Genomic DNA, 21,521 nt, shown 5'->3' with positions numbered 1-21,521 from the left:
CCGAGTATGATTAGCAATAAATTACACTACACAGTGTAGTTCCCGATAGATAAAAAGTAAACTCATTAGTGTAAAATAATCGCAATACTAATTTGCAGAACAACATGACACTCAGACTTCGAGACAAGAAGCACCAAGCGATATTAGATGCGGCGATTGATACTTTTCGTCAGCAGGGCTATGAATTAACCAGCATGGATCAAATCGCGGCGACGGCGAATGTGTCTAAAAGAACGGTGTACAACCATTTTCCTAGTAAAGAAAAACTATTTGCGGAAATCTTGATGCACCTATGGGAAAGAAGTGCAGCGAGTATCGATTTTCAGTATCAGCCAACCGTATCTTTAGCCAAGCAGCTACACGCTATGCTATTGAATAAACTGAACTTTCTAGCCGATACTACTTTTTTAGATCTTGCCAGAATGGCCATGGCAGAGTTGATTCACCGCCCAGATCGTGCACAAGAAATTGTGTGCAGAATGAATGAAAAAGAGGGCGGTTTAGGTGGCTGGATTCGTAGCGCAATTGAGCATCAGCAATTAAAGCCTGTCGATGTAGATTTTGCCGCGATGCAATTGGAAGGCCTAGTCAAAAGCTTTGCCTTTTGGCCACAAGTAACGATGGGACAGCCGATTCCAACAACAGAAATGCGTGAAAAAATAGCCTTGTCTGCCGTTACTATGTTTTTAACGCATTATGCCATTTCACCAGTAGCGCTAGACCTAGACCAAGAGTAACTCTGGTGGAATTTCTGTGACGCGCAGGTCAGAGAAGTCTTCTTCATCAATAATGCGAAATACTTCGTCTAAAATGGCATCGGTATCTTGTCTTACCATACTAATGGGTTGTTTAAAAAACTGCTGGTAAGGCTCCCAATCATAGCTACCGAGAACACATTTCTCTAATACTTCGGTTGGTAACTGTCCTAAATATTTTAAGACACCTTCTAAGACGCTGGCAGAATTAATCAGCAGGCTTGCGGGTAGGGCATGATTGGCTTGATGTAGCGATGCAATCGCTTCAAAGGCAGAGATAGCGTCATATCCGCAAATAATCTCTTTATGTGTCAGTTCACTTTCTGTACTGTCTTTCAAACTAGCATAAAAGCCTTTTAAGCGTTCAGTTGTCGCGAAGTCTGCCTTGTTGCCACCAAAGAACACAATCTCCGGTTTCACGGCTGCCTTATGTTGAATTTGTTTTGCTTTTTGGATTAAGTGTTTGGTTAGATCATAAGCCCCGGTATAGTTGTTACTCACCACTGATGGGGCGTTATGGCCAGGTAAATCGACGTTGATTTGCTTTAACCGATTTGCTTTACAAATACTGCTAATCGCATCTGGGTCTGTCGCACCGGTAACAACCAAGTAGTCGATCTTATAAGAAATCAGCGTTTTTACTGTGGCTAATTCTGTTTCTGTATCTCGTAGGGTACTAACGACAATCGGGCACCAGTTTCTTTCCCGCGCTAATTTCGTAAATCGATTGGCCATCGACCCGAAGAAATTGTTTTGATGCTCAGGGATGAGCATGCCAATCATGTCGGATTTTCTTTTCCTGAGTCCGCTTGCTTGTCGGTTGATTGAAAACCCATGCGTATCGACTAACGCTAATACGCGCTTAACGGTTTCTTCACTAATTCTTCTTTTCTGCCATGTCCCATTTAAGATGGCACTGACGGTAGAAGGGGAGACTTCTGCTATCTGTGCTAAATCATAAATAGTGGTTATTTTTTTTGTACTGAAAGGCATCTACTTGTCTTTCTTATCTTTTCTCATTTTTTTGACATAAAGCTTGCATATTTTGCCGTATTTATGCCGAAAACAATCGTAAATCCGCCGTTTTTAATTCCTTGACAGCCCTATTTTGACCTACCTATACTTTTTGCACAATCGATTGTGCTTTCATTTTTGCACAGTTTTAGCTCAACACAAAGAGGGGATTTCACAGATGAACAAGTTAGGTATTCACGCACTAGTATGGGCTGGCGATTTGGCTCCAGAATCAGCAAAGAAAGTTATTAGCCAAACCAAAGAAGCTGGTTTTGATCTAGTGGAATTCTCTTTGCACGAACCTAAAGTAATGGATTTAGGTTATACACGCGAACTATTAAAAGAATACGATTTAGGTATTGCTTGCTCTCGCGGTTTAACATTTGATGCAGACGTTTCTAGTGAAGACCCAGCATCTGTTGCTCGTGGCATGGCGTTGCTAGAAGAAGCAGTGACCATTACGGCTGAACTAGGTGGTACATACTTTGGTGGCGTGCCATATAGCGCATTAGGAAAATATAACCATCCAGTTACTCCGCTAGGCCGCAAGCATGTGATCGAATCGATGAAACGCTTGGCAGACTTTGCCGATAAAAAAGGCGTCACCATTGGTATCGAAATTGTAAACCGTTACGAATCAAACGTGATTAACACCGCTAAACAAGCGTTGGCGATGTTAGATGAAGTGAATGCACCAAACATGGTGATTCACCTAGATACTTACCACATGAACATTGAAGAAACAGACTTTGTTCAGCCGGTTTTAGCATGTGGCGACCGTTTGGGTTATGTCCATATTGGTGAAAGCAACCGTGGTTATTTAGGTTCTGGCACCATTGATTTCACCTCATTCTTCCATGCGCTATCGATGATTAACTACCAAGGCCCAATGACCTTCGAAAGCTTCTCATCTGCTGTGGTATCAGAAAACCTATCTAACGCACTCGCTGTATGGCGTAACCTTTGGGACGAAGGGATGGGCCTAGCAACTCATGCAAATGCCTTTATCAAAGGTCAAATTGAAGCGGCTCATATGGGAAAAGTGAAGTAAGCATAGGCTAGAGATCCGATCATGATGAAAGAAGAATATCAATCTCGCCTTAACACCTTGCTGGCTGACGGTGGTCGTAAAGTACTGGGGATTGTAGGGCCTCCTGGCTCTGGAAAATCTTGGTTAGCTGAAGCGATGCACCAGCTATTCCCGACGCAATCTGTTGTGGTGCCAATGGATGGCTATCACTTAGCCAATGTGGAATTAGCCAGAACCGGTAAAGCAGGGCGTAAAGGCGCACAAGATACCTTTGATAGCGCTGGCTATATTGCCTTACTAAGCCGTCTCAGACATCAAGCCAAAGATGAAATTGTCTATGCGCCAGAGTTTCGCCGTGAAATTGAAGAGCCAATTGCAAACGCGATTCCAGTTCACCCAGATACGCAGTTAGTGATCACGGAAGGTAATTACTTGCTGTTAGAAGAAGGGCATTGGGCGAAGGCGACTAGTTATCTGGATGAAGTTTGGTATGTAGAAGTTGACCAAGCACTTCGTTTAGAGCGCTTAGTCAAAAGACACATGCAATTTGGTAGAACGCAAGAGGAAGCGGTTGAATGGGTGAAGGTCACAGACGAGCCAAATGCTCGTTTGATCGAAGCTACCAAAGGCCGTGCTGACGTTATTTTTAGTTGGTAATCCACTAAACCAAAAGACAACTAGGAAGCAATGCTTGCTAGTTGTCTGGTTTACAGAAGGTATTTGTTGTGAGCACTACTTGGCAACTTCAATGGGCATTTGGCGAAGCCAATGTTCAAGCATTAGGTGGCATGTTAGCCCCCGTTACTTTTCAGTTTCCTGATGGCCGTTCTATCTCTCCCCTGCATACTGCTTTTTGGGGAGAACAAAATGACCCAGCTTTATCTGGCATTATGCGTCGGCTAAGAGGCGAATGGGCTTGCTTACCTTATGGCCCTGCATGCCACCCAAGCCAAATTCCTTCTGACTGGCTAAAAAAACCATTATCGGATGAATGGGATCATGGCTATTGTGCAAACCATGAATGGCAGTTGCTTAGCCAAACCGACCATGAACTAAGCATAGCGATCGTTTACCCAGAGAATCAAGTCATCGAAAAACTGGTCAGAACCTTCTCTGTGAACCCAATGGCGGCAGAAATCAGCGTGAATACAATGGTTTACGCCAAAGAATCTGTCACCCTGCCATTTGCATTGCATCCAACTTTCCGCACAGAAGGGGAAGAGGTAGAGATAATCGATAAAGGGTTTGAGTTAGTTCATACCTATCCGTACTCGCCTGAACCCGGCGTTTCACAGTTGGTGCCAAACAGTCATTGCGGCAGTTTAAAAGCAGTGCCAAGTGAGCAAGGCAATCTGGATCTGACACATTTGCCATTAGAACAAGTAACTGAAGAACTTCTACAGTTAGCAGACTGTACCGGTAGATTATCTATTCGTTATCACAAAGCAAAAGTGGATGTTCATTTAGATTGGGATACCCCCCATTTACCTGATGCACTGATTTGGATAAGCAATGGTGGAAGATCGCATTACCCATGGGGCGGTAAACACTACGCACTGGGTATTGAGCCATGTAATAGTTTTTTTGATTTGACACGCGTAGTCGAACCACCGAAATCTCATCCATTGTCTAGACGCAATGGCATTCACTTTACTAGCGGCACCCCCGTAAGTATTGCCTACAAGATTTCAGCGGAATAACGCCTATAACTACCACGTTTTGCCCTGTGGACACCGCATTCCCCCTGCATTTATAGAGGAAACATAATGAGTAGAATTCGTGCAGTTAGCGCTTTTGGTCAGCAAATTTGGTTAGATAACTTATCCAGACAATTGGTTTCAACTGGCGAATTAACTCGCTTGATTGATGAAGATGGCGTTGCAGGCGTGACATCTAATCCAGCTATTTTATTTGCTTCACTAAAGAAAGATCCGTTATACAAAGAGGCGCTAGAAGCCCTAAAACAAACAGAATCTGATCCTGAGCGTCGCTACGAAAAGCTAGCGATTGCAGATATTCAGGCGGCTTGTGATGCGTTCTTGCCTTTATATGAATCTAGTCAGCGTGATAAAGGCTATGTCAGCCTAGAAGTTTCACCTGCTCTGTCTCGTGACACAGCGGGCACCATTGCGGCAGCAAAACGCTTATGGGCAGAAATTAATCGTCCTAATGCCATGATAAAAATCCCGGCAACGACAGAGGGAATGGCGGCAATCTCCGCTGCGATTGAAGCGGGGATTAACGTCAATGTGACATTAATCTTTAATCAACCCCAATTAAATGCGGTATTTGATTCGTATGTGGATGGATTAAGCAAACGCGCAGCAGCAGGGTTGGCAATTGATCATATTCGTTCGGTCGCGAGTTTCTTTATTAGCCGTGTAGACTCTACTGTAGATCCGCTGCTTGAAGGTAAAAAAACAAGCCTAGAAGGAAAAGTCGCGCTTTCTGCGGCCAAAGTAGCTTATGCCAGCTGGCAAAAGCGTTTCTTGGGAGAATCATTTGCTGCATTAGAAAAACAAGGTGGTAAGCCACAACTTTGTTTATGGGCAAGCACTGGTACTAAGAATTTGGCTTACAGCGATGTGCTTTATGTCGAGCAATTAATTGGTGCAGATACAGTCAATACCGTACCAGAAGCGACACTGAAAAAATTTGCAGATCACGGCGAAGCAGCATCTACGCTAACATCTGCAATGGATGAAGCGCACCAAGTGATTCAGCAAATAGCTGAATTGGGCATTAACCTAGACGAAATTGGTGAAAAGCTACAAAACGATGGTTTGAAGCAATTTGAAGATGCTTTTGCTGAATTACTGCAGCTAGTTAGCTAATTTTCGTACAGCTAAAAGCTAGCCCGCTTCAAAAAAAGTGGGCTAGCTGATTAAATCGCGAATACCAGCAGGGGAAAGCACTTTACTGGTCGCTAACGAAACCCCACCAATTAACCCTGCATCTTTACTAAGTTCAGACTTTTCAATCAGCAATTTTCTGGTCGCAAGTGGTAAGGCACGGCGATACACCACGGCACGTATGCCCGCTAACAAATCATCACTCATATGCGCTAACTTTCCGCCCAGAATAATAGAGGCTGGGTTGTAGATATGCACTAGCATCGCGACAATTTCACCAATTTCAGATGCAGCATTACGAAGCAGCCGGACTGCTTGTGCATCTCCCGTTGAAATCAGCGTAGCTAATTCGGTATTCGGATCAAAGTCAGCACCTTTAATTTCTTGCAATTGCCGCATAATGGCACTGGCAGAAGCCAACGCTTCAATACAGCCCACATTACCGCAACGACAAATAACGGCAGTATCTTTTGTGACCCGAATATGGCCAATATCACCAGCGGCACCATCCGCTCCACGGTGCAATTCACCATCTTTGGTAACAATGCCTGAGCCAATCCCCGTTGCTACCTTGATAAACAGAAGAGGGGATTGTGAGATGGGTCTGGAACTTGCCTCGCCTAATGCCATAAGGTTTACATCGTTATCCACCAACACGGGGGCTTTTAGACGTTCCTTTAGGTACTTTGCAACAGGGAAATTATCCCAGCCCGGCATCACTGGTGGGCTAACTGGCATCCCTTTTTCAAAGTCCACAGGACTAGGAATACCGATGGTGACACTCCTAACCGCTAACTCGGCAGAGCCAGATTGGATGACTAATTGATTAAATCTATCAACAATTTCATCTAATAGCTTTTCGGGCCCAATGGTAAGATCTGGTTTGAAGTATTCGTCTGCTAACCAAGTGCCCGCTAAATCAGAAACTAGCAAGCGGCCATGGGTTACCCCAATGTCAGCAACTAGCACAACGCCTGCTTTTGAATTGAGCGTTAGGCCATTAGAAGGCCTGCCACGGCCAGAATAATGACCTCTTTGCTCAATTACTAAACCACAGTCCATCAGCGGTTGTAGGTATTCCGCGATCGTCGAACGAGCTAAACCCGTGATTTTTGCTAGATCCGCACGGCTAATGCCAGGATCTTTGGTAATCAATTGGGCAATCTGACTTTGAATCTGCAATTTGCCATCGCTTAGTAGCAATTCATCTTTCTTTTGCAATGGACTAGCAAAGCGGGAAGTGCTCATCTTTTTTATACCGGATTTTATTTTGTCTTTTTATAGCTTAATCCCGAAAAAAGTAGGAAACAAGTATGATTTTCGGGTAATAGTTAAAATATTTATAACGAAATCCGTCATAAATATTACAAAATTCTCACTTGAGTTCGGTGTTAATACACTCAATAAAAAAATAAGGAGACACAAGTGAGTAAATCACTCGGTATCGGCATGATCGGTACAGGCATGATTAGTCATGTACATGTACGCGCAGCCAAACTTGCTGGCGCTAAAATTGTTGGAGTACTTGGTTCGACAGCGGCCAAGTCTGAAGAATATGCAACATTGTGGCAAGCAACTGCTTACACCACTATTGAAGACTTACTGTCTAATCCAGAAATAGATGTGGTACATGTCTGCACGCCAAACGCGACTCACTTCTCATTTGCTAAATTAGCATTAGAAGCGGGCAAGCATGTGGTGTGTGAAAAACCACTCGCAACGAGTCTAGCACAAGCGCAGGAACTCGCAGCCTTAGCCAAAGCAAAACAGCTTGTCGCAACCATTCCTTTTGTCTACCGCTACCATCCAATGGTGAGAGAAGCGCGTGCAAAAATTCAAAATGGCGAACTTGGCAAATTAAACCTGATTCACGGTAGTTATCTACAAGACTGGTTACTGAACCAACAAGACACCAATTGGCGTGTAGATAACAAACAAGGTGGTCCATCTCGTGTATTTGCAGATATCGGCTCTCATTGGTGTGATCTGATCGAATGGGTAACAGGCGAACGCTTTGTTTCTTTAGTGTCGTCTTTTAGTACCGTGTTTAATCAACGCCCTGTGGCAACCCGTGCAACTTTCCAAGCCGCTGCTGAAGGCGAAGAAACGTATACCGATGTTGGCACAGAAGATATTGCCTCTGCGCTATTAACCACTTCTCGCGGAACAACGGCCACATTAACGACCAGCCAAGTCTCCCCAGGTAGAAAAAATCGCTTGTGGTTTGAGATTGATGGCGCCAAACAAAGCGTGATGTTCGACCAAGAAGAGCCAGAAAAACTGTGGGTAGGTAGCCGCGAATCAATGCAACTATTGGTAAGAGACCCATCGATTGGTTCTAGTGAGCAAAAACGCCTGTCTATGCTGCCTTCTGGTCATGCGCAAGGCTACAGTTATTGTTTTGAAGCCTTTGTCGCTGATACATACGCCACCGTAAAAGGTGAAACACCAGATGGCTTACCCACATTTGAAGATGGCGTGCGTTCTGCCAAATTAATTGATGGCATGTTGCAGTCTTCAAAAACAAAACAATGGGTCAGCATTGACCCCTAATTGAATCAACTTGCTTGATGAAAAGGCAGGGTGGTTACTTTTCATCAAGTTAGTCGTAAAGCAGTAGTACACTTTGGTTTAAACACAATAATTTCAGATAAAGAGGAACCCAAATGAATTTGAAAAAAATTGCACTGATGATTGCTGGCTCTGCAGCGTTGACCATGGGTAGCATGGGTACAGCCGCAGCAGCAGACTACGCTGTTGTTTTAAAAACCCTAGCTAGCCCATACTGGGTAGCCATGAAAGACGGCGTGTTAGCTCAGGCAAAAAAAGAAGGTGTACAGGTAGACGTATTTGCTGCCAATAGCGAAGACGACATTGCCGGCCAACAACGTCTAATGGAAGACGTGATCAACAAAAAATACAAAGCGGTTGGTGTAGCACCAATCTCTCCAGTCAACCTTGTTCAACAAATTACCTCTGCAAGCAAAAAAGGTATCTATGTAGTGAACATGGATGAAAAAGTAGACATGGCTCAGCTAAAAGCGAGCGGCGGTAAAGTGGAAGCTTTCTTGTCTACTGACAATATGAAAATCGGTGAAAAAGCTGGCCAATACATCTTGAAAAAGATCGGTGCAGCTGGCGGCAAAGTAGCGATCATCGAAGGTAAAGCAGGTAACTCAAGTGGTGATGCACGTCGTGATGGCGTGAAAAAATCACTAGGCACAGCGAAAAACGTACAAATCGTTGCTAGCCTACCAGCAGATTGGGATCGCTCTAAAGCACTAGACGTTGCAACTAGCGTATTGCAACGTAACCCAGATCTAAAAGCATTCTATGCAGCGAACGACACCATGGCGCTTGGCGCTCAGCAAGCGGTGAAAAATGCTGGCAAACAAGGCAAAGTCATTGTGGTAGGTACCGATGGCGTGCCTGAAGCAGTTGATTCTGTAAAACGTGGTGAACTAGAAGCGACCGTTGCTCAAGACGCACACGCATTGGGCGCAAAATCACTAGAAATCTTAGTGAAAAAAGTAAAAGCAAAAGCACCAATCAAGTTTGATGCAGCACCTGAAATGGTTTCAATCGAATCTAAAGTGATTACAAAGAACTAATTGATTCAGCCAAGGGGCAGGGAAGGCTTCGGCACTCCCTGCCAATTAGTCTTTGATTGGATTGAATACAAATGAGTACACTTGTTGCTGTCCGCGATGTAGTTAAACGTTTTCCTGGCACGATTGCCCTGCAAAACGTCAGCTTTGATATTAAAGCAGGGGAAGTACATGCACTGTTAGGTGAAAATGGTGCGGGTAAATCAACCCTAATGAAAATTCTTAGCGGCATTTATGAGCCAACTTCTGGCACCATTCAATTGGGTGAGCAGTCTTATTCTGCACTCACCCCAAGTATTTCAAAAGCCTATGGCATTCGCTTGATTTACCAAGAATTAAGTGTGATTGACCATCTCAGCATTGAAGAAAACCTATTTGTCGGCAATATCCCTACGAAAAAAGTCATGGGGATTTCTATACTCGACAAAAAGTACATGCGTGAAACTGCACTTACGGCCATGAAGCGTGTAGGGCTAAATCGCCATCCTTCACTCTTAGTGAGCGAGCTTTCTATCTCTGAAAAACAGCAGGTAGAAATTGCCAAAGCCCTAGCGAGCGATGCACGAATTATCATCATGGATGAACCGACTTCTTCATTAACCGATGAAGAAGTAAAACATCTATTTGCTGTGATTCACGAATTGAAATCACAAGGCATCGGTATTGTTTATATCTCTCACAAGCTGAAAGAAATCCCAATTATTGCGGATCGAGTCTCTGTCTTAAAAGATGGTAGCTACGTTGGCACCTTTGATGCCAAAACGACACCACCGCAAAAGCTAGTGGCTTCGATGGTAGGCAGAGAGATTTCTCACGAAAGACCAAATAGCGAACGCGTAGAAAAAGAGCGAATCGTTTTTGCGGTAAAGAATTTGTCTAGTACAGATCAACGAGTAAAAGACGTTAGTTTTCAGTTACACAAAGGCGAGATTCTTGGCTTTGCGGGGTTAATTGGATCTGGCCGTAGCGAATTAATGGAAGTCATTTTTGGTGCGCGTAAAAAAGCGACTGGTGAGGTTGAACTCAACGGCAAAACGGTCTCAATTAAATCCCCTTACCAAGCGGTGAAAGCCGGCTTAGCATTTGTGACAGAAGATCGCCGCCATACGGGGTTTTTCCATAATTTTTCGATTGCAGAAAATATCTCTATCTTGCCATTTGTGAAATCAGCCAAGCATCAGCTTTCGCTCGAGCGGTTAGATTTTGAGCAAGAACGCCAATTCGGTGATGAATACAAAAACAAACTGAGAATTCGTTGTGCCTCTCCTCAGCAAAACATCACGGAACTCTCTGGTGGTAACCAGCAAAAAGCCATTATTGCGAAATGGTTAGCGGCAGACAGTGATTTGTTTATTTTTGATGAACCCACCCGTGGTATCGACATTGGTGCCAAGAGTGAAATTTATCAAATCATGAGAGAGCTAGCAGACGCTGGAAAGGGAATTTTGGTGGTGTCATCCGAATTGCCAGAGCTACTCAGTGTTTGCGACCGTATCGCTGTTTATAAAGATGGTGGCATTGCTTCTATCTTAAATAATCAAGATGCTTCAGAAGAAACCATCATGCAAATTGCTACCGCATGAGTCTAGTGTCACGCAGATAACGAAAACACGACCTTCGAAAAGATGCTGACATTCAGGAGAAACAAGAGATGACAAAGCAAAATACAAGTGCCGCATTAAATGAGGCCAACACCATCAAGCCCAAAGTAAGTGCCAGTTTGCTGTGGCAAAAATACGGAACCTTAGGCATTTTGATCATATTGCTAATTACTTGCAGTGTGATCTCTCCAGAGTACTTCTTAACTAAAGACAACCTATTGCAAGTCTTGCTGCAAAGCTCGGTAATGATTTTGCTAGCTTGCGGTGTCTTCTTTACTATTTTGATTGCAGGTATCGACCTATCTGTTGGCTCTATGCTCGCGTTAAGTGGCATGGTTACCGCGCAATTAATGGTAGCGGGCGTACCCTTTGGTGTTGCCATCTTATTAGGTGGCGTAGTACTAGGCGCGGTGTTAGGTGCCATTAATGGTGTATTAGTGAATGTCACCAAACTACACCCCTTCATCATTACGCTTGGCATGATGGCGATTTATCGTGGTTTAACCCTGATTATTTCTGATGCGCGCTCTGTCTTCGGATTTGATATTCAGTTTAGCCAAGTGGTTGCTGGCGAGTTTTTTGGTGTGCCTGTACCCGTCATTATTGCAGCTGTCGTCGCTGGGTTCTTGTACTTCTTAGCCCGTTTTACCAAACTTGGCCGCAATATTTACGCGCTAGGTGGTAATGCTCAAGCAGCTTGGTTCTCTGGCATTAACATCCGTCTTAATACATTAATTGTGTTCATTATCTCTGGTGTGTGTTCTGGGGTTGCTGGTGTAGTAACCGTTGCACGTACTGGTGCGGCAGAGCCTAATGCTGGTACTGGTTTTGAAACCTTTGCAATTGCCTCTGCCATTATTGGTGGAACAAGCTTCTTTGGTGGACGTGGTGCGATTACCGGTGTGGTAGTGGGTGGTCTGATTATCGGGGTGATTAATAACATCCTTAACATCATGAACGTGCAGTCTTATTACCAACAAATCGTGATGGGTGCGTTGATTATTGGTGCGGTAACGATGGATAAATTCTTCGGCCGGAGCAAGTAATCCCATGGCCATCAAAGTGGTTGTCTTTGATCTGGGCGGGGTGTTGTTTGATTGGCACCCCGACTATTACTACCAATCGATTATTCCAGATGAAGCAGAACGTCAGCACTTTCTTAGCCAAATTTGCAATGGCGCATGGCGTCTAAAACAAGATGCAGGTCAGCCTTTAAGCGAAGGAACAGAAGAGCTTGTTGCTGCGCATCCCGCTTATGAGCAGCTGATACGACAGTTTTATCCGCACTGGCATCTCATGCTCAAAGGCACACTGCCAGAAGGCATGCAGATTTTTGAAACCTTGCAGCAAAATCAGGTACCGGTCTTTTCTCTAACCAATTGGGCAGCAGAGACTTGGCCATACGCAATTGCCAATTATCCGTTTCTGCAAGGATTTAAAGAGATCGTCGTCTCTGGCATTGAAGGCATGGTGAAACCAGACTTCGCTTTGTATGAGCGTATGCAAAGCCAAATGGAAAAACACTATCCAGACTTAAAGCGGGAAGAAGTGTTTTTTATTGATGATACCGAAGTCAATATTCATGCGGCGAAAGCGTTTGGATGGGATGCCATTCACCACACCTCTGCAGAAAAAACGGTGGCTTATATGAAGTCCATCGGATTACTAGGGTAATTGTTCTTAATTCACCTTTTCTAACACTTGTTTGCCAAAATCAATAAAGAGAGACACTCATGGCTACAAAGCAAAAAATCCTGATCGCACCGTCACCACGTAAAGTGAATGATATTTTTGATGAGAATGATTTAAGCCGGTTCGCAGCCTTGGGCGAACTCGTCATTCATGATGAAGACACACCGTTAAGTGATGCTCAATTTAATGATATCGCTGCCGATCTCATCATCGTCATTGGGCAAATCGACTTACCGCATACAAGGCTAGAAAAAGCACCACAACTGCGAGCAATCATTAACGTAGAAGGTAATTTCTTACCGAATATCGATTACGCCTACGCCTTAACCAAAGGGATTCGCGTTTTAAATGTTAGCCCTGTATTTGCTGAGCCTGTCGCAGAAGCCGCATTAGGGATGGCGATCGATCTTGCCAGACATATTTCAAAATCAGATCGTGCCTTCCGCTCTCATGAAGAAACTTACGGTTTAGAAGCGAACGAAGGCGCTTTCTCACTGTTTAATCAAACCGTTGGTTTCATTGGATTTGGTGATTTAGGCAAAGCAACATTACCGCTATTAAAACCATTTAATCCTAAAGTAAAAATCTACGATCCATGGTTGCCCAATGATTACATTGCCAGCTTTGGGGTAACACCTGCCAGTTTAGAAGACGTACTCAGTACATGCCAAGTGGTGTTTGTGGTGGCTGGAGTAACGTCTCAAAACCAAGGTTTCTTGGGTAAAGAGTCTTTTGAAAGCATGCTGCCAGGCGCGGCACTTATTCTGGTCAGCCGTGCAGGCGTAGTTGATTTTGATGCAATGTTAGACGCAGCAGACAGCGGTAAAATTCGTGTCGCAACGGATGTCTTCCCTGAAGAACCATTGCCTGCAAATCACCGTGCCAGATCAGTAAAAAATGTACTACTTTCTCCACACCAAGCAGGTGCGTTACATACCGTATTGCAACGCATTGGAAAATTAGCGATCGCTGATGCGGAAATGATTGCAAAAGGTCTGCCACCCATCTTATGTAAAGTAGCACAGCCAGAGACTGTCGCTTTATTTAGAAGCAAGCCAGTCAGCAAGAGTTAACTAAACCTTCAATTAAGTAGGGTAGATATAGTAAATATGGCTCGTTCAATTGAAAAAACCTCATTTCAGGGTTGGGATGCCTATCACTTGCGGCAAGATAGCATCTCGCTCTATGTTGTTCCCAGTATTGGTGGACGACTGATGGGTATTCAATATGAAGGGGAGGAGTTTTCCTATATCAACCCTAATTTACTTGGCCAAACCCCAACGGGTGATACTGAACAATGGAAAACACTCTGCGGCAATTGGACGTTTCCATTATGGGGGGGCGGTAAAACCTGGTTAGCACCAGAATCCAATTGGCCAGAAGGAAATCCTCATCCAGAGTTAGATAGTGGTGAATGGAACGTCATAGAAGCTTGGTCTAATAGTGAAGAATTGGGTATTTTGGTACAAAGCCCAATTTGTCCAAAGACGAATCTGCAACTCTCAAGATCACTGAGCCTACATTTAGATGGTTCGTGGACAATCACGCAAGCGGCTAAAAACTTAGGGGAATCTGACATTACTTTTGGGCTTTGGGACGTACTCATGCTAAAACGCCCCGGCAAAGTAAGTATTCCATTACAAGCAGGCAGTCATAGTATTCATTGGATGCCAGAAAAGGGCTTCAGTGAAGAACTGATCACCAATGGCGTGTTACGGTTTATCGACCCGAAAAATATTCAGTTACGTTGTGATAAAGCAGAGCAGTTTAAAGTAGGCTTTACCAATCACAATGGTGAGATCACGGTTGTCTTTCATCTAGAAAATGATCAATACCTTTATCAAAGACAAACTAAAAGCCAATTAACAGCGCCTTTTGCGCACGGACATCCACTAGAAGTATTTAATTCACCAGCGTTACCTTACTTCGAGATCGAATCTCACTCGCCATTACAGACACTAGCGCCAAATCAAGAGGCCGTCTTCATCTTGCAGGAAAAACTACAAAAGTCTTAAGTAGAGCGATTCCTTCGAAACCTACACGCTTCCAATAAACAAGAAAAAACCACTTCACACGGTTGTAAAATACAAAATATTTCCTATATCATGGAAATATGAATGCAGACCATCTAATCGCTATTAAAATTAAACAGCTACGTAAAGCTGCCAAGTTATCACTTGAACAGCTTGCAGAACGTAGTGGTGTGAGTCGCTCGACGATTTCACTGATCGAACGCTCAGAAACCAGTGCAACCGCCACCGCATTGAATAAACTTGCTGATGCGCTAGGTATTAGCTTGGCATCCCTGTTTTCAGATACAGGCGCTTCCGATGCGTCGTCACCACTCAGTCGATTTATCGACCAACCCACTTGGCAAGATCCAGCATCTGGTTACATTCGGCGTCAAATTAGCCCAAGTATCAAAGATGCTCCCATTGAATTAACGGAAGTGACTTTCCCTCCGAACCAGCAAATCATCTTCGATAACCCTTTACGAAGCATCACGATTTTCCAACAAATCTGGATGATGGAAGGGGAAATAGAAATAAGCCAAGAAGGGCAGACTTGGTTGTTAAGCAAAGGCGATTGCTTATCCATATCTCTTACCACTCAGATCACTTTCCATAACCCAGGAAAAACAACTGCCAAATATTTATCTGCCATCGCTAGCCATCAGAAATAGGGAAAATCATGAGTTCACATCGTTTAGTTAATTGCAACTATCAACAACACGCCGAAGCCATCTTGGCGATTTTTAATGAAGCGATTGTCAACTCAACAGCGCTCTATGATTACGAACCAAGAACACTAGAAAGTATGAAGCCTTGGTTTGAAAACAAAGAGAAAGGAAACTTCCCGGTAATTGGCATTGAAAACTCTGCTGGTGAATTACTTGCTTTTGGCAGTTATGGAACGTTCAGAGCATGGCCAGCGTACAAATATTCAGTAGAACATTCTGTCTATGTTCACAAAGATCATCGAGGCAAAGGGCTTGGTCGGCAAGTGATGGTTTCACTCATCATTGAAGCACAGAAAAGGAATGTTCACGCCATGCTTGGTGGCATAGATGCCAGTAACTATGGCAGTATTCTCTTGCATGAAAAACTAGGATTCAAACACGTTGGAACCCTGCCCGAAGTTGGTTTCAAATTTGGAAAATGGTTAGATTTGGCTTTTTACCAACTTACCTTACCAACCCCAACAGAACCTGTTGATGGTTAAGGGCAAAACCTGTCGCGAATAGCCTAACGGTTATTCGCATATTGCTTTTAATATGCAGTCAATCACCCTTTATGGTTGATGATTTTTTATCTCACTTCTGGTTTAAGCGTCATCAACCCAAATGTCTAAATTACAATCCACCACCTTAGCCAAAGCTTCTATTTGGCTTATCCCCTTACTGTGGTCAGTCAACTATTACGTTGCAAGAAAAGCACCGGGGGTTATTGCCCCTTATATGCTGACATTGATTCGATGGGGGTTGGCAGGGGTTGTGTTAACCAGCTTATCGTTTGCGGAGATTAAAGCGCATCAAAAAGAGATTAAACAGAATCTCCATCAATTCTTTATTTTTGGTTTTTGCGGGATGGTCGTCTGCGGCGCATGGGTCTACTTAGGCGCAAAGTCTACAACCGCGATGAATATCGCCCTTATCTATGCTGCGGCCCCCGTTCTAATTGCGGTGGGGTCTGTTATCTGGCTAAAAGAAAAATTTCGGCCCATCCAAATGATTGGGGTAGTCATTGCTTTAGTTGGGGTGCTACATGTCATTGTAAAAGGGCAGTGGAGCGCGCTTAGCAAAGTGCAGTTTGTGATTGGTGATGCATGGATTGTTGCGGCCACCCTATCATGGGCAACATATAGCCTTCTTCAAAAATTATGGAAAAGCTCATTAAGTGGCAATGCGAGGTTAGCCGTGATTACCTGTGCAGCATTGCCAATGCTAATCGTTGGCGCCATTTGGGAACAATTTCAGCCAAATACACCGCCGCTATCATTATATGGAGTGATGTTAGCCGCCGCCGCCGCTATCTTTCCCGGCATCTTGGCTTATCTCGTCTATAGCTGGGCGCAACAGTTAATTGGGGCAAGCAAAGTAGCCATCACATTTTATCTTGGTCCATTGTATGCGGCGCTAATTGCTTGGTTACTGTTAGATGAGCATCTTTATGCGTTTCATTTACAAGCTGCGTTATTAATTTTACCGGGCGTCTATTTTGTTTCTCAAGCAAAACCGAAAAGTGCTTAATGTGCAAAGCAAACAGCCCAAAGATAAGGCTTATCTTTGGGCTGTTTTTTTTGAACGAAGTACAACTACGCGACTTTAAAATTAGCAGCTAACAATTGAAGCTCTTTTGCCATACGATCAACTGTCCCTGCACCAGACAAGGAGGTAACAGCTTGATTATCTATCTGAGCGGACTCATCTGCAATTCGCTCTACTTGGGATGCAATATCACCAATAGCAGAACTCTGTTCGTTTAGTGAATCAGCAATTTCGCTTACAATGCGGATAACTTCTTTTGCCCCATCGGTAATATCAGTAATGGCGATAGCAGCTTTATCCGCAAGAGAAACACCTTTTTCTACACTATCGACAACGCCTTGCATTTCAGTTGCTGCTAATGCAAAACCTTCGCGAATTTCGGTCACTAGCGTCGAAATCTCCACTGTAGAGTGTGTGGTGCGTTCTGCTAGTTTTCTCACTTCATCGGCGACCACCGCAAAACCACGACCTGCCTCACCAGCTCGAGCCGCTTCGATTGCTGCATTGAGTGCTAAAAGATTGGTTTGATCAGCAACTTCTTTAATCACCCTAACGACATCAAATACTTTTTCAGATTGAGCCAACATTTGTTCTACATAACGAGCTGTTCCATTTGCCTTTGAAGAAATTGTCATAATTTCTTCTACTGCATCATGAATTACCTCTGCACCATGTTGCGCACTATTGGCCGATTCATTCGCTACAGTTTCAGCATCTTTCGTATGCTCGGCGATTTGATGTACGGTAACAGAAATCTCTTCCGTTACCGATGCCATTGCATGCGCAGATTCAGACTGATTAGCCGTACTTTTTTTCACTTGGCTTGCAGTATCCGCTAAGTGGTGGGCTTCTTCTGTTAAGCGACTCGATGCGACATTCATTTTCCCAACAACATCGCGGAAGTAAACCAAAAGCGTATTAAAATCGGTTGAAAGACTTGTTAGTTCATCTTTACCTCTTAATCCAACTTGTAATGTTAAGTCATTCTTCTGGCGAATTTCAGACATTGCATTTGAAAGAATAGATAACCGACTAGTAATAGAACGAATAATGAGTAAAACAAATACCAGCACAGGTAAAAGAATAATGACTAAGCTTAGTGTAGAACTTTTTACTTTGCTCCAGAAAACTGCATCTACATCATCTACATAAATCCCAGAACCAATTACCCATTGCCATTCAGGGACAGACTTTACGAATGAAATTTTTGATAATGGTTCGTTACCACCAGGTTTAGACCAGCGATAATGCACTACACCCTCGCCATTTTCTTTTGCAACTTTGACAAACTCTCTAAATAGATACACACCATCAGGATCTTTGATATCTAAGCCTGACTGATTAACAAGTTCAGGCTTCAATGGGTGCATCAATACCTTTGCTTGAAAATCATTCACCCAAAAATAATCATTGCTTCCATATCTTAAAGCTTTTAACGAGTCCATTGCGGCTCGTTGAGCAGAAGATACAGTCATTTTCCCTTGTGAAGCTAACTGTTGGTAATAATCGACTAAAGAATATGCACTTTCTACCAAGTGCTTGGTCTTCAACTCTCTTTCACGATATAAATCTGATCGATTTTGTATTAATAACCAAACCAATAAAGCGATTGCAATTAATACATTAAAAGAAAACACCAACCAAAGTTTACCTTTGATCTTCATACAATTTGACCCCTAAATTTTGTAGCTTCAAATACATAAACGCACCATTTCGGGGCATTTTTATAGATTTTGGTCAATTTTTTGTTGAGATAAATCAGATTTATAATAAAATTTAATAGACTATAAAATTATTTATGCTTTATGCAACATAGACTAAAAGTCGTCCAACTAAATAACTACATATCGATGTTTAAAATATGAAGTATTTAGTTAAACAATTAATATCGAGAACAACTCAACATACAACGCATTAAATTTTAATAATGAAGATAAAAGAGAAAATGACATAACAAACTGATTCAGATCAGCTTGCTCTGAATCAGTTTGCAGTATTGGTGCATGGTGGAATATTGAGTATTCCCTTCATAAGCGCCATGAAACAACTTTTGATGCTTACCGTTTTTTAAGGTCAGATCAACATAGTAAATAATGCTGCCTCCCTCGCGATCCCCAATTTCCCCCACGTCTACTTCGCGGATATCTGAAAACGAAATGAACTGATTACGCATACCAAATTTAGATTGCGTCTTCACGTGGATCAATCGTTTTTTTAAATCAATTTTGACGGTTTGTTTAGGATTGGCAATCGCCATATAAAGGCTGATGCAAAGAATAAAACCACCTAAGCCGAGAGCAGACCACTGACCAATCTCTGTGGGTCTGCCGGAGTAATAGGCAAAATGGACAAGCAAATATCCCACTAAGCAGCCAATTAGGGCAATCAAAAACTGCTTTTTTTGCTCATTTTGAATCGTTATATTGTCTGGATGATACTCAACCATTGTCGCGTCCTCTTCCATCTCTTTATTTTTATGTCATCTTATTTCCCAAATATTAAACATTTTTTACACATGCAAATACAGTGCTAAATCAAACAATTAGATTTTATATTCTTCGCTCGGATTGTTTTGGCTGCAAAATTGGCATGGTTTCTACTACCGCAAGGCTAGGGCGTTCGCCTGGTTTTTGGTGGCGTAAGGTGAGGTATCTAAGACAAGTAACCCGTAGAAATGAAGAGAAATTATCCACTTCACCACGTAAATCGATAATCTCACCATAGAGCTTTGAAATAAGCTGATTCGTAGTCATCCCTTCAGAACCAGCTAACTCGGCCAAAATGTCCCAAAATAGATTTTCTAAACGAATTTTAGTAACCACGCCTTGCACTCGCAAAGAGCGAGAACGTGATTCATATAAGATAGGATCTGCTTTCACATAGATTTCACACATCGTTTCCTCCTGGTAAGGAATAGGACGATAACAACCATTACCGTCCTCGAGTTTGGCTACAGTGAAACGTGAGTACCTAGTACTTGTAGAAACTTTGCTAACCAATCAGGATGCGCAGGCCAAGCAGGGGCGGTGACTAGGTTGCCATCAATGTGTGCTTTATCGACAGGAATGTCAACAAACGACCCTCCAGCCGCTTTCACTTCCGGTGCGCAGGCAGGGTAAGCAGAGCACGCTTTTTCTTTTAAGACACCAGCCGCCGCTAGTAATTGTGGGCCGTGGCAAATGGCGGCAATTGGCTTGTTTTCATGCGCAAAGTGTTGAACCATTTCAATCACTTTTGGATTTAACCTTAAGTATTCCGGCGCACGACCACCAGGGATAACCAGCGCATCGTATTTACTTGGATTAATCTCATCAAAACTAGCATTGAGGGTGAAGTTGTGGCCAGGTTTTTCGCTGTAAGTTTGGTCTCCTTCAAAATCATGAATAGCGGTACGAACAAACTCGCCGGCTTTTTTGCCTGGACACACCGCATCCACAGAATGGCCGACCATCAATAGCGCCTGAAAGGGCACCATGGTTTCATAATCTTCCGTGTAGTCACCGGTAAGCATAAGAATTTTCTTTGCAGCCATGATATCTCCTCGAATGATTGTTGTTACGATCAGGCTGATCGTTCAACCATTATGCGCACAAGAAAAGGGTATGCAGGTAGCATTCCTATGCTACGAGATAAACGGTTCTTTGCTTAAGCAATTAGTCGGGAGAAAAAACTAACAGCGCCTCAAACATGCTTAATCGTTACTGGCGGGGAGGTGAATGAGATAGGGAAGCAGGAAGGTACGATGAAGAGCAACCCACCGATTTGGATGGTAAGTTGCTCTGAATAAGTATGTTGACTTACTTATTTAATATTGAGCATTTCTTCGCCTAACTTAACCAATTTCATTGGTTCCCAACTAGGGTTAAATGCCATGGTATTCGGTGGTGTTAATAAAATAATAGTCGAGCCGAGTAAGAAGCGTCCCATTTCATCTCCCTTTTTCAGAGAAATATCTTGGTTTTCATACGTCCAGGTTTTTACTTCACTTCCACGTTTTTGATTCACCACACCATGCCAAACCGTAGCAATGCTGCCTACAATGGTTGCGCCAACTAAAATCAGCACAAATGGACCATTCGGTGATTCAAAATGGCAAACTAGCCGCTCGTTTCTTGCAAAAAGCGCATCTACGCCTTCTACGGTGGTAGGGTTCACAGAAAACAGCGCGCCAGGCACAAGCGACATAGACACTAATTTTCCATCACAGGGCATATGAATACGGTGATAGTCTTTTGGGCTAAGATAAACCGTTGCAAATAAGCCATTTTCATACTGAACAGCCGTTTTATCTTTGCCGCCTAATAGTGCATTCAAGCTATAGCTTTTGCCTTTTGCCTGAAAAATTTGGTCTTTCTGAATTTTACCAAATTGGCTAATACGGCCATCTACTGGACAGATAAGGTCGGCATTAGCTAATGGGCGAAGACCAGGACGTAATTCTCTCGTAAAAAACTGGTTGAAGGTAGGAAACGCACTTGGCTTGCTTTCCAGCGCTTCATTCATATCCACATTGTATTGTTTAATAAAACGGCGAATAACAAAATGGGTGAGGGCGCCCGCTTTCAGGCTAGCAAAATAACCGAACAGCTGAGTGATTAGCAATTTGGGTAAAATATGCTGCAACTTGACAAACAACCACTTAGACAAGGCTATCTCCTGAAATTTGAGGACGTATCGAGGCGTAGATTATAAAGGGCAGATG

General features: G+C 43.2%; 22 protein-coding genes. 15 read left to right on the top strand and 7 right to left on the bottom strand.

The annotated features are described in order from the left end of the window. Positions 1 to 104 precede the first annotated feature (104 nt). Positions 105 to 737, top strand: coding sequence for a TetR/AcrR family transcriptional regulator (locus LIN78_RS15755; RefSeq protein ID WP_227181822.1), 633 nt, complete (start codon positions 105 to 107; stop codon positions 735 to 737). On the opposite strand, the gene LIN78_RS15750 is transcribed toward LIN78_RS15755, so the two are convergent. Then, positions 723 to 1,748, bottom strand: a complete 1,026-nt coding sequence (locus LIN78_RS15750) for a LacI family DNA-binding transcriptional regulator (protein ID WP_227181820.1) — start codon at positions 1,746 to 1,748, stop codon at positions 723 to 725. The genes LIN78_RS15755 and LIN78_RS15750 overlap by 15 nt on opposite strands. A 199-nt stretch (positions 1,749 to 1,947) precedes the next feature. On the opposite strand from LIN78_RS15750, the gene LIN78_RS15745 reads away from it, so the two are divergent. From LIN78_RS15745 to tal, 4 genes are all read left to right on the top strand, one after another. Further along, positions 1,948 to 2,820, top strand: coding sequence for a sugar phosphate isomerase/epimerase family protein (locus LIN78_RS15745; protein ID WP_227181819.1), 873 nt, complete (start codon positions 1,948 to 1,950; stop codon positions 2,818 to 2,820). A 21-nt stretch (positions 2,821 to 2,841) separates the two neighbouring features. Beyond that, a complete protein-coding gene (locus LIN78_RS15740) occupies positions 2,842 to 3,456 on the top strand; it encodes a nucleoside/nucleotide kinase family protein (protein ID WP_227181818.1) in 615 nt (204 codons plus the stop codon). A gap of 68 nt (positions 3,457 to 3,524) precedes the next feature. Next, positions 3,525 to 4,499, top strand: a complete 975-nt coding sequence (locus tag LIN78_RS15735) for a hypothetical protein (protein WP_227181817.1) — start codon at positions 3,525 to 3,527, stop codon at positions 4,497 to 4,499. A 66-nt stretch (positions 4,500 to 4,565) separates the two neighbouring features. Further along, a complete protein-coding gene (gene tal, locus LIN78_RS15730; RefSeq protein WP_227181816.1) occupies positions 4,566 to 5,633 on the top strand; it encodes a transaldolase in 1,068 nt (355 codons plus the stop codon). A 42-nt stretch (positions 5,634 to 5,675) separates the two neighbouring features. On the opposite strand, the gene LIN78_RS15725 is transcribed toward tal, so the two are convergent. After that, the gene (locus LIN78_RS15725) at positions 5,676 to 6,899 is read right to left on the bottom strand and encodes an ROK family transcriptional regulator (RefSeq protein ID WP_227181814.1); all 1,224 of its coding nucleotides are present in this window, start codon (positions 6,897 to 6,899) and stop codon (positions 5,676 to 5,678) included. 177 nt (positions 6,900 to 7,076) lie between these two features. Here LIN78_RS15725 and LIN78_RS15720 point away from each other — a divergent pair, with 177 nt between their 5' ends. The 10 genes from LIN78_RS15720 (at position 7,077) to LIN78_RS15675 (ending at position 16,801) form a co-directional block, all read left to right on the top strand. Beyond that, entirely contained in the window at positions 7,077 to 8,204 is a 1,128-nt protein-coding gene (locus LIN78_RS15720) for a Gfo/Idh/MocA family protein (protein ID WP_227181812.1), read from the top strand. Positions 8,205 to 8,317: 113 nt separating this feature from the next. Beyond that, entirely contained in the window at positions 8,318 to 9,262 is a 945-nt protein-coding gene (gene alsB, locus LIN78_RS15715) for a D-allose transporter substrate-binding protein (protein WP_227181811.1), read from the top strand. Positions 9,263 to 9,333: 71 nt separating this feature from the next. Continuing rightward, positions 9,334 to 10,842 carry a sugar ABC transporter ATP-binding protein gene (locus tag LIN78_RS15710; protein ID WP_227181810.1) on the top strand — a complete coding sequence of 503 codons (1,509 nt, stop codon included), beginning with the start codon at positions 9,334 to 9,336 and terminating at the stop codon, positions 10,840 to 10,842. A 68-nt stretch (positions 10,843 to 10,910) separates the two neighbouring features. Continuing rightward, a complete protein-coding gene (gene alsC, locus LIN78_RS15705; protein ID WP_227181809.1) occupies positions 10,911 to 11,906 on the top strand; it encodes a D-allose ABC transporter permease in 996 nt (331 codons plus the stop codon). Positions 11,907 to 11,910: 4 nt separating this feature from the next. Further along, a complete protein-coding gene (locus tag LIN78_RS15700) occupies positions 11,911 to 12,534 on the top strand; it encodes an HAD family hydrolase (RefSeq protein WP_227181808.1) in 624 nt (207 codons plus the stop codon). Positions 12,535 to 12,593: 59 nt separating this feature from the next. Beyond that, a complete protein-coding gene (locus LIN78_RS15695; RefSeq protein WP_227181807.1) occupies positions 12,594 to 13,625 on the top strand; it encodes a hydroxyacid dehydrogenase in 1,032 nt (343 codons plus the stop codon). A 36-nt stretch (positions 13,626 to 13,661) separates the two neighbouring features. Further along, positions 13,662 to 14,567, top strand: coding sequence for a DUF4380 domain-containing protein (locus LIN78_RS15690; protein ID WP_227181806.1), 906 nt, complete (start codon positions 13,662 to 13,664; stop codon positions 14,565 to 14,567). 98 nt (positions 14,568 to 14,665) lie between these two features. After that, complete coding sequence (locus LIN78_RS15685) at positions 14,666 to 15,235, top strand: helix-turn-helix domain-containing protein (protein ID WP_227181805.1); 570 nt, start codon at positions 14,666 to 14,668, stop codon at positions 15,233 to 15,235. An 8-nt stretch (positions 15,236 to 15,243) separates the two neighbouring features. Next, the gene (locus LIN78_RS15680; protein WP_227181804.1) at positions 15,244 to 15,774 is read left to right on the top strand and encodes a GNAT family N-acetyltransferase; all 531 of its coding nucleotides are present in this window, start codon (positions 15,244 to 15,246) and stop codon (positions 15,772 to 15,774) included. A gap of 121 nt (positions 15,775 to 15,895) precedes the next feature. Then, the gene (locus tag LIN78_RS15675) at positions 15,896 to 16,801 is read left to right on the top strand and encodes a DMT family transporter (protein WP_227181803.1); all 906 of its coding nucleotides are present in this window, start codon (positions 15,896 to 15,898) and stop codon (positions 16,799 to 16,801) included. A 65-nt stretch (positions 16,802 to 16,866) separates the two neighbouring features. Here LIN78_RS15675 and LIN78_RS15670 read toward each other — a convergent pair whose 3' ends face one another. The 5 genes from LIN78_RS15670 to asd all read right to left on the bottom strand — a co-directional run bounded on the left by LIN78_RS15670 (position 16,867) and on the right by asd (position 21,466). Further along, positions 16,867 to 18,483, bottom strand: coding sequence for a methyl-accepting chemotaxis protein (locus tag LIN78_RS15670; RefSeq protein ID WP_227181802.1), 1,617 nt, complete (start codon positions 18,481 to 18,483; stop codon positions 16,867 to 16,869). Positions 18,484 to 18,782: 299 nt separating this feature from the next. After that, the gene (locus tag LIN78_RS15665) at positions 18,783 to 19,265 is read right to left on the bottom strand and encodes a hypothetical protein (RefSeq protein ID WP_227181801.1); all 483 of its coding nucleotides are present in this window, start codon (positions 19,263 to 19,265) and stop codon (positions 18,783 to 18,785) included. A 103-nt stretch (positions 19,266 to 19,368) separates the two neighbouring features. Beyond that, a complete protein-coding gene (locus LIN78_RS15660) occupies positions 19,369 to 19,713 on the bottom strand; it encodes a ribbon-helix-helix domain-containing protein (RefSeq protein ID WP_227181800.1) in 345 nt (114 codons plus the stop codon). Positions 19,714 to 19,769: 56 nt separating this feature from the next. Then, entirely contained in the window at positions 19,770 to 20,351 is a 582-nt protein-coding gene (locus LIN78_RS15655) for a DJ-1/PfpI family protein (RefSeq protein WP_227181799.1), read from the bottom strand. A gap of 269 nt (positions 20,352 to 20,620) precedes the next feature. Beyond that, positions 20,621 to 21,466: an archaetidylserine decarboxylase gene (gene asd / locus LIN78_RS15650; RefSeq protein ID WP_227181798.1), complete on the bottom strand. Its 846-nt coding sequence runs from the start codon at positions 21,464 to 21,466 to the stop codon at positions 20,621 to 20,623. Positions 21,467 to 21,521: the final 55 nt, after the last annotated feature.

It is taken from the genome of Leeia speluncae, assembly GCF_020564625.1.
Lineage (GTDB): Bacteria > Pseudomonadota > Gammaproteobacteria > Burkholderiales > Leeiaceae > Leeia > Leeia speluncae.
The sequence above is the reverse complement of the archived record's forward strand: the minus strand, read 5'-3'. Positions and strand labels throughout refer to the sequence as shown.

What these genes read in the sequence shown, in the direction of transcription:
- LIN78_RS15755 (WP_227181822.1), top strand. Translation starts at nt 105, where the DNA reads ATGACACTCAGACTTCGAGACAAGAAGCACCAAGCGATATTAGATGCG.
- LIN78_RS15750 (WP_227181820.1), bottom strand. Translation starts at nt 1,748, where the DNA reads ATGCCTTTCAGTACAAAAAAAATAACCACTATTTATGATTTAGCACAG.
- LIN78_RS15745 (WP_227181819.1), top strand. Translation starts at nt 1,948, where the DNA reads ATGAACAAGTTAGGTATTCACGCACTAGTATGGGCTGGCGATTTGGCT.
- LIN78_RS15740 (WP_227181818.1), top strand. Translation starts at nt 2,842, where the DNA reads ATGATGAAAGAAGAATATCAATCTCGCCTTAACACCTTGCTGGCTGAC.
- tal (WP_227181816.1), top strand. Translation starts at nt 4,566, where the DNA reads ATGAGTAGAATTCGTGCAGTTAGCGCTTTTGGTCAGCAAATTTGGTTA.
- LIN78_RS15725 (WP_227181814.1), bottom strand. Translation starts at nt 6,899, where the DNA reads ATGAGCACTTCCCGCTTTGCTAGTCCATTGCAAAAGAAAGATGAATTG.
- alsB (WP_227181811.1), top strand. Translation starts at nt 8,318, where the DNA reads ATGAATTTGAAAAAAATTGCACTGATGATTGCTGGCTCTGCAGCGTTG.
- LIN78_RS15710 (WP_227181810.1), top strand. Translation starts at nt 9,334, where the DNA reads ATGAGTACACTTGTTGCTGTCCGCGATGTAGTTAAACGTTTTCCTGGC.
- alsC (WP_227181809.1), top strand. Translation starts at nt 10,911, where the DNA reads ATGACAAAGCAAAATACAAGTGCCGCATTAAATGAGGCCAACACCATC.
- LIN78_RS15700 (WP_227181808.1), top strand. Translation starts at nt 11,911, where the DNA reads ATGGCCATCAAAGTGGTTGTCTTTGATCTGGGCGGGGTGTTGTTTGAT.
- LIN78_RS15695 (WP_227181807.1), top strand. Translation starts at nt 12,594, where the DNA reads ATGGCTACAAAGCAAAAAATCCTGATCGCACCGTCACCACGTAAAGTG.
- LIN78_RS15690 (WP_227181806.1), top strand. Translation starts at nt 13,662, where the DNA reads ATGGCTCGTTCAATTGAAAAAACCTCATTTCAGGGTTGGGATGCCTAT.
- LIN78_RS15685 (WP_227181805.1), top strand. Translation starts at nt 14,666, where the DNA reads ATGAATGCAGACCATCTAATCGCTATTAAAATTAAACAGCTACGTAAA.
- LIN78_RS15680 (WP_227181804.1), top strand. Translation starts at nt 15,244, where the DNA reads ATGAGTTCACATCGTTTAGTTAATTGCAACTATCAACAACACGCCGAA.
- LIN78_RS15675 (WP_227181803.1), top strand. Translation starts at nt 15,896, where the DNA reads ATGTCTAAATTACAATCCACCACCTTAGCCAAAGCTTCTATTTGGCTT.
- LIN78_RS15670 (WP_227181802.1), bottom strand. Translation starts at nt 18,483, where the DNA reads ATGAAGATCAAAGGTAAACTTTGGTTGGTGTTTTCTTTTAATGTATTA.
- LIN78_RS15665 (WP_227181801.1), bottom strand. Translation starts at nt 19,265, where the DNA reads ATGGTTGAGTATCATCCAGACAATATAACGATTCAAAATGAGCAAAAA.
- LIN78_RS15660 (WP_227181800.1), bottom strand. Translation starts at nt 19,713, where the DNA reads ATGTGTGAAATCTATGTGAAAGCAGATCCTATCTTATATGAATCACGT.
- LIN78_RS15655 (WP_227181799.1), bottom strand. Translation starts at nt 20,351, where the DNA reads ATGGCTGCAAAGAAAATTCTTATGCTTACCGGTGACTACACGGAAGAT.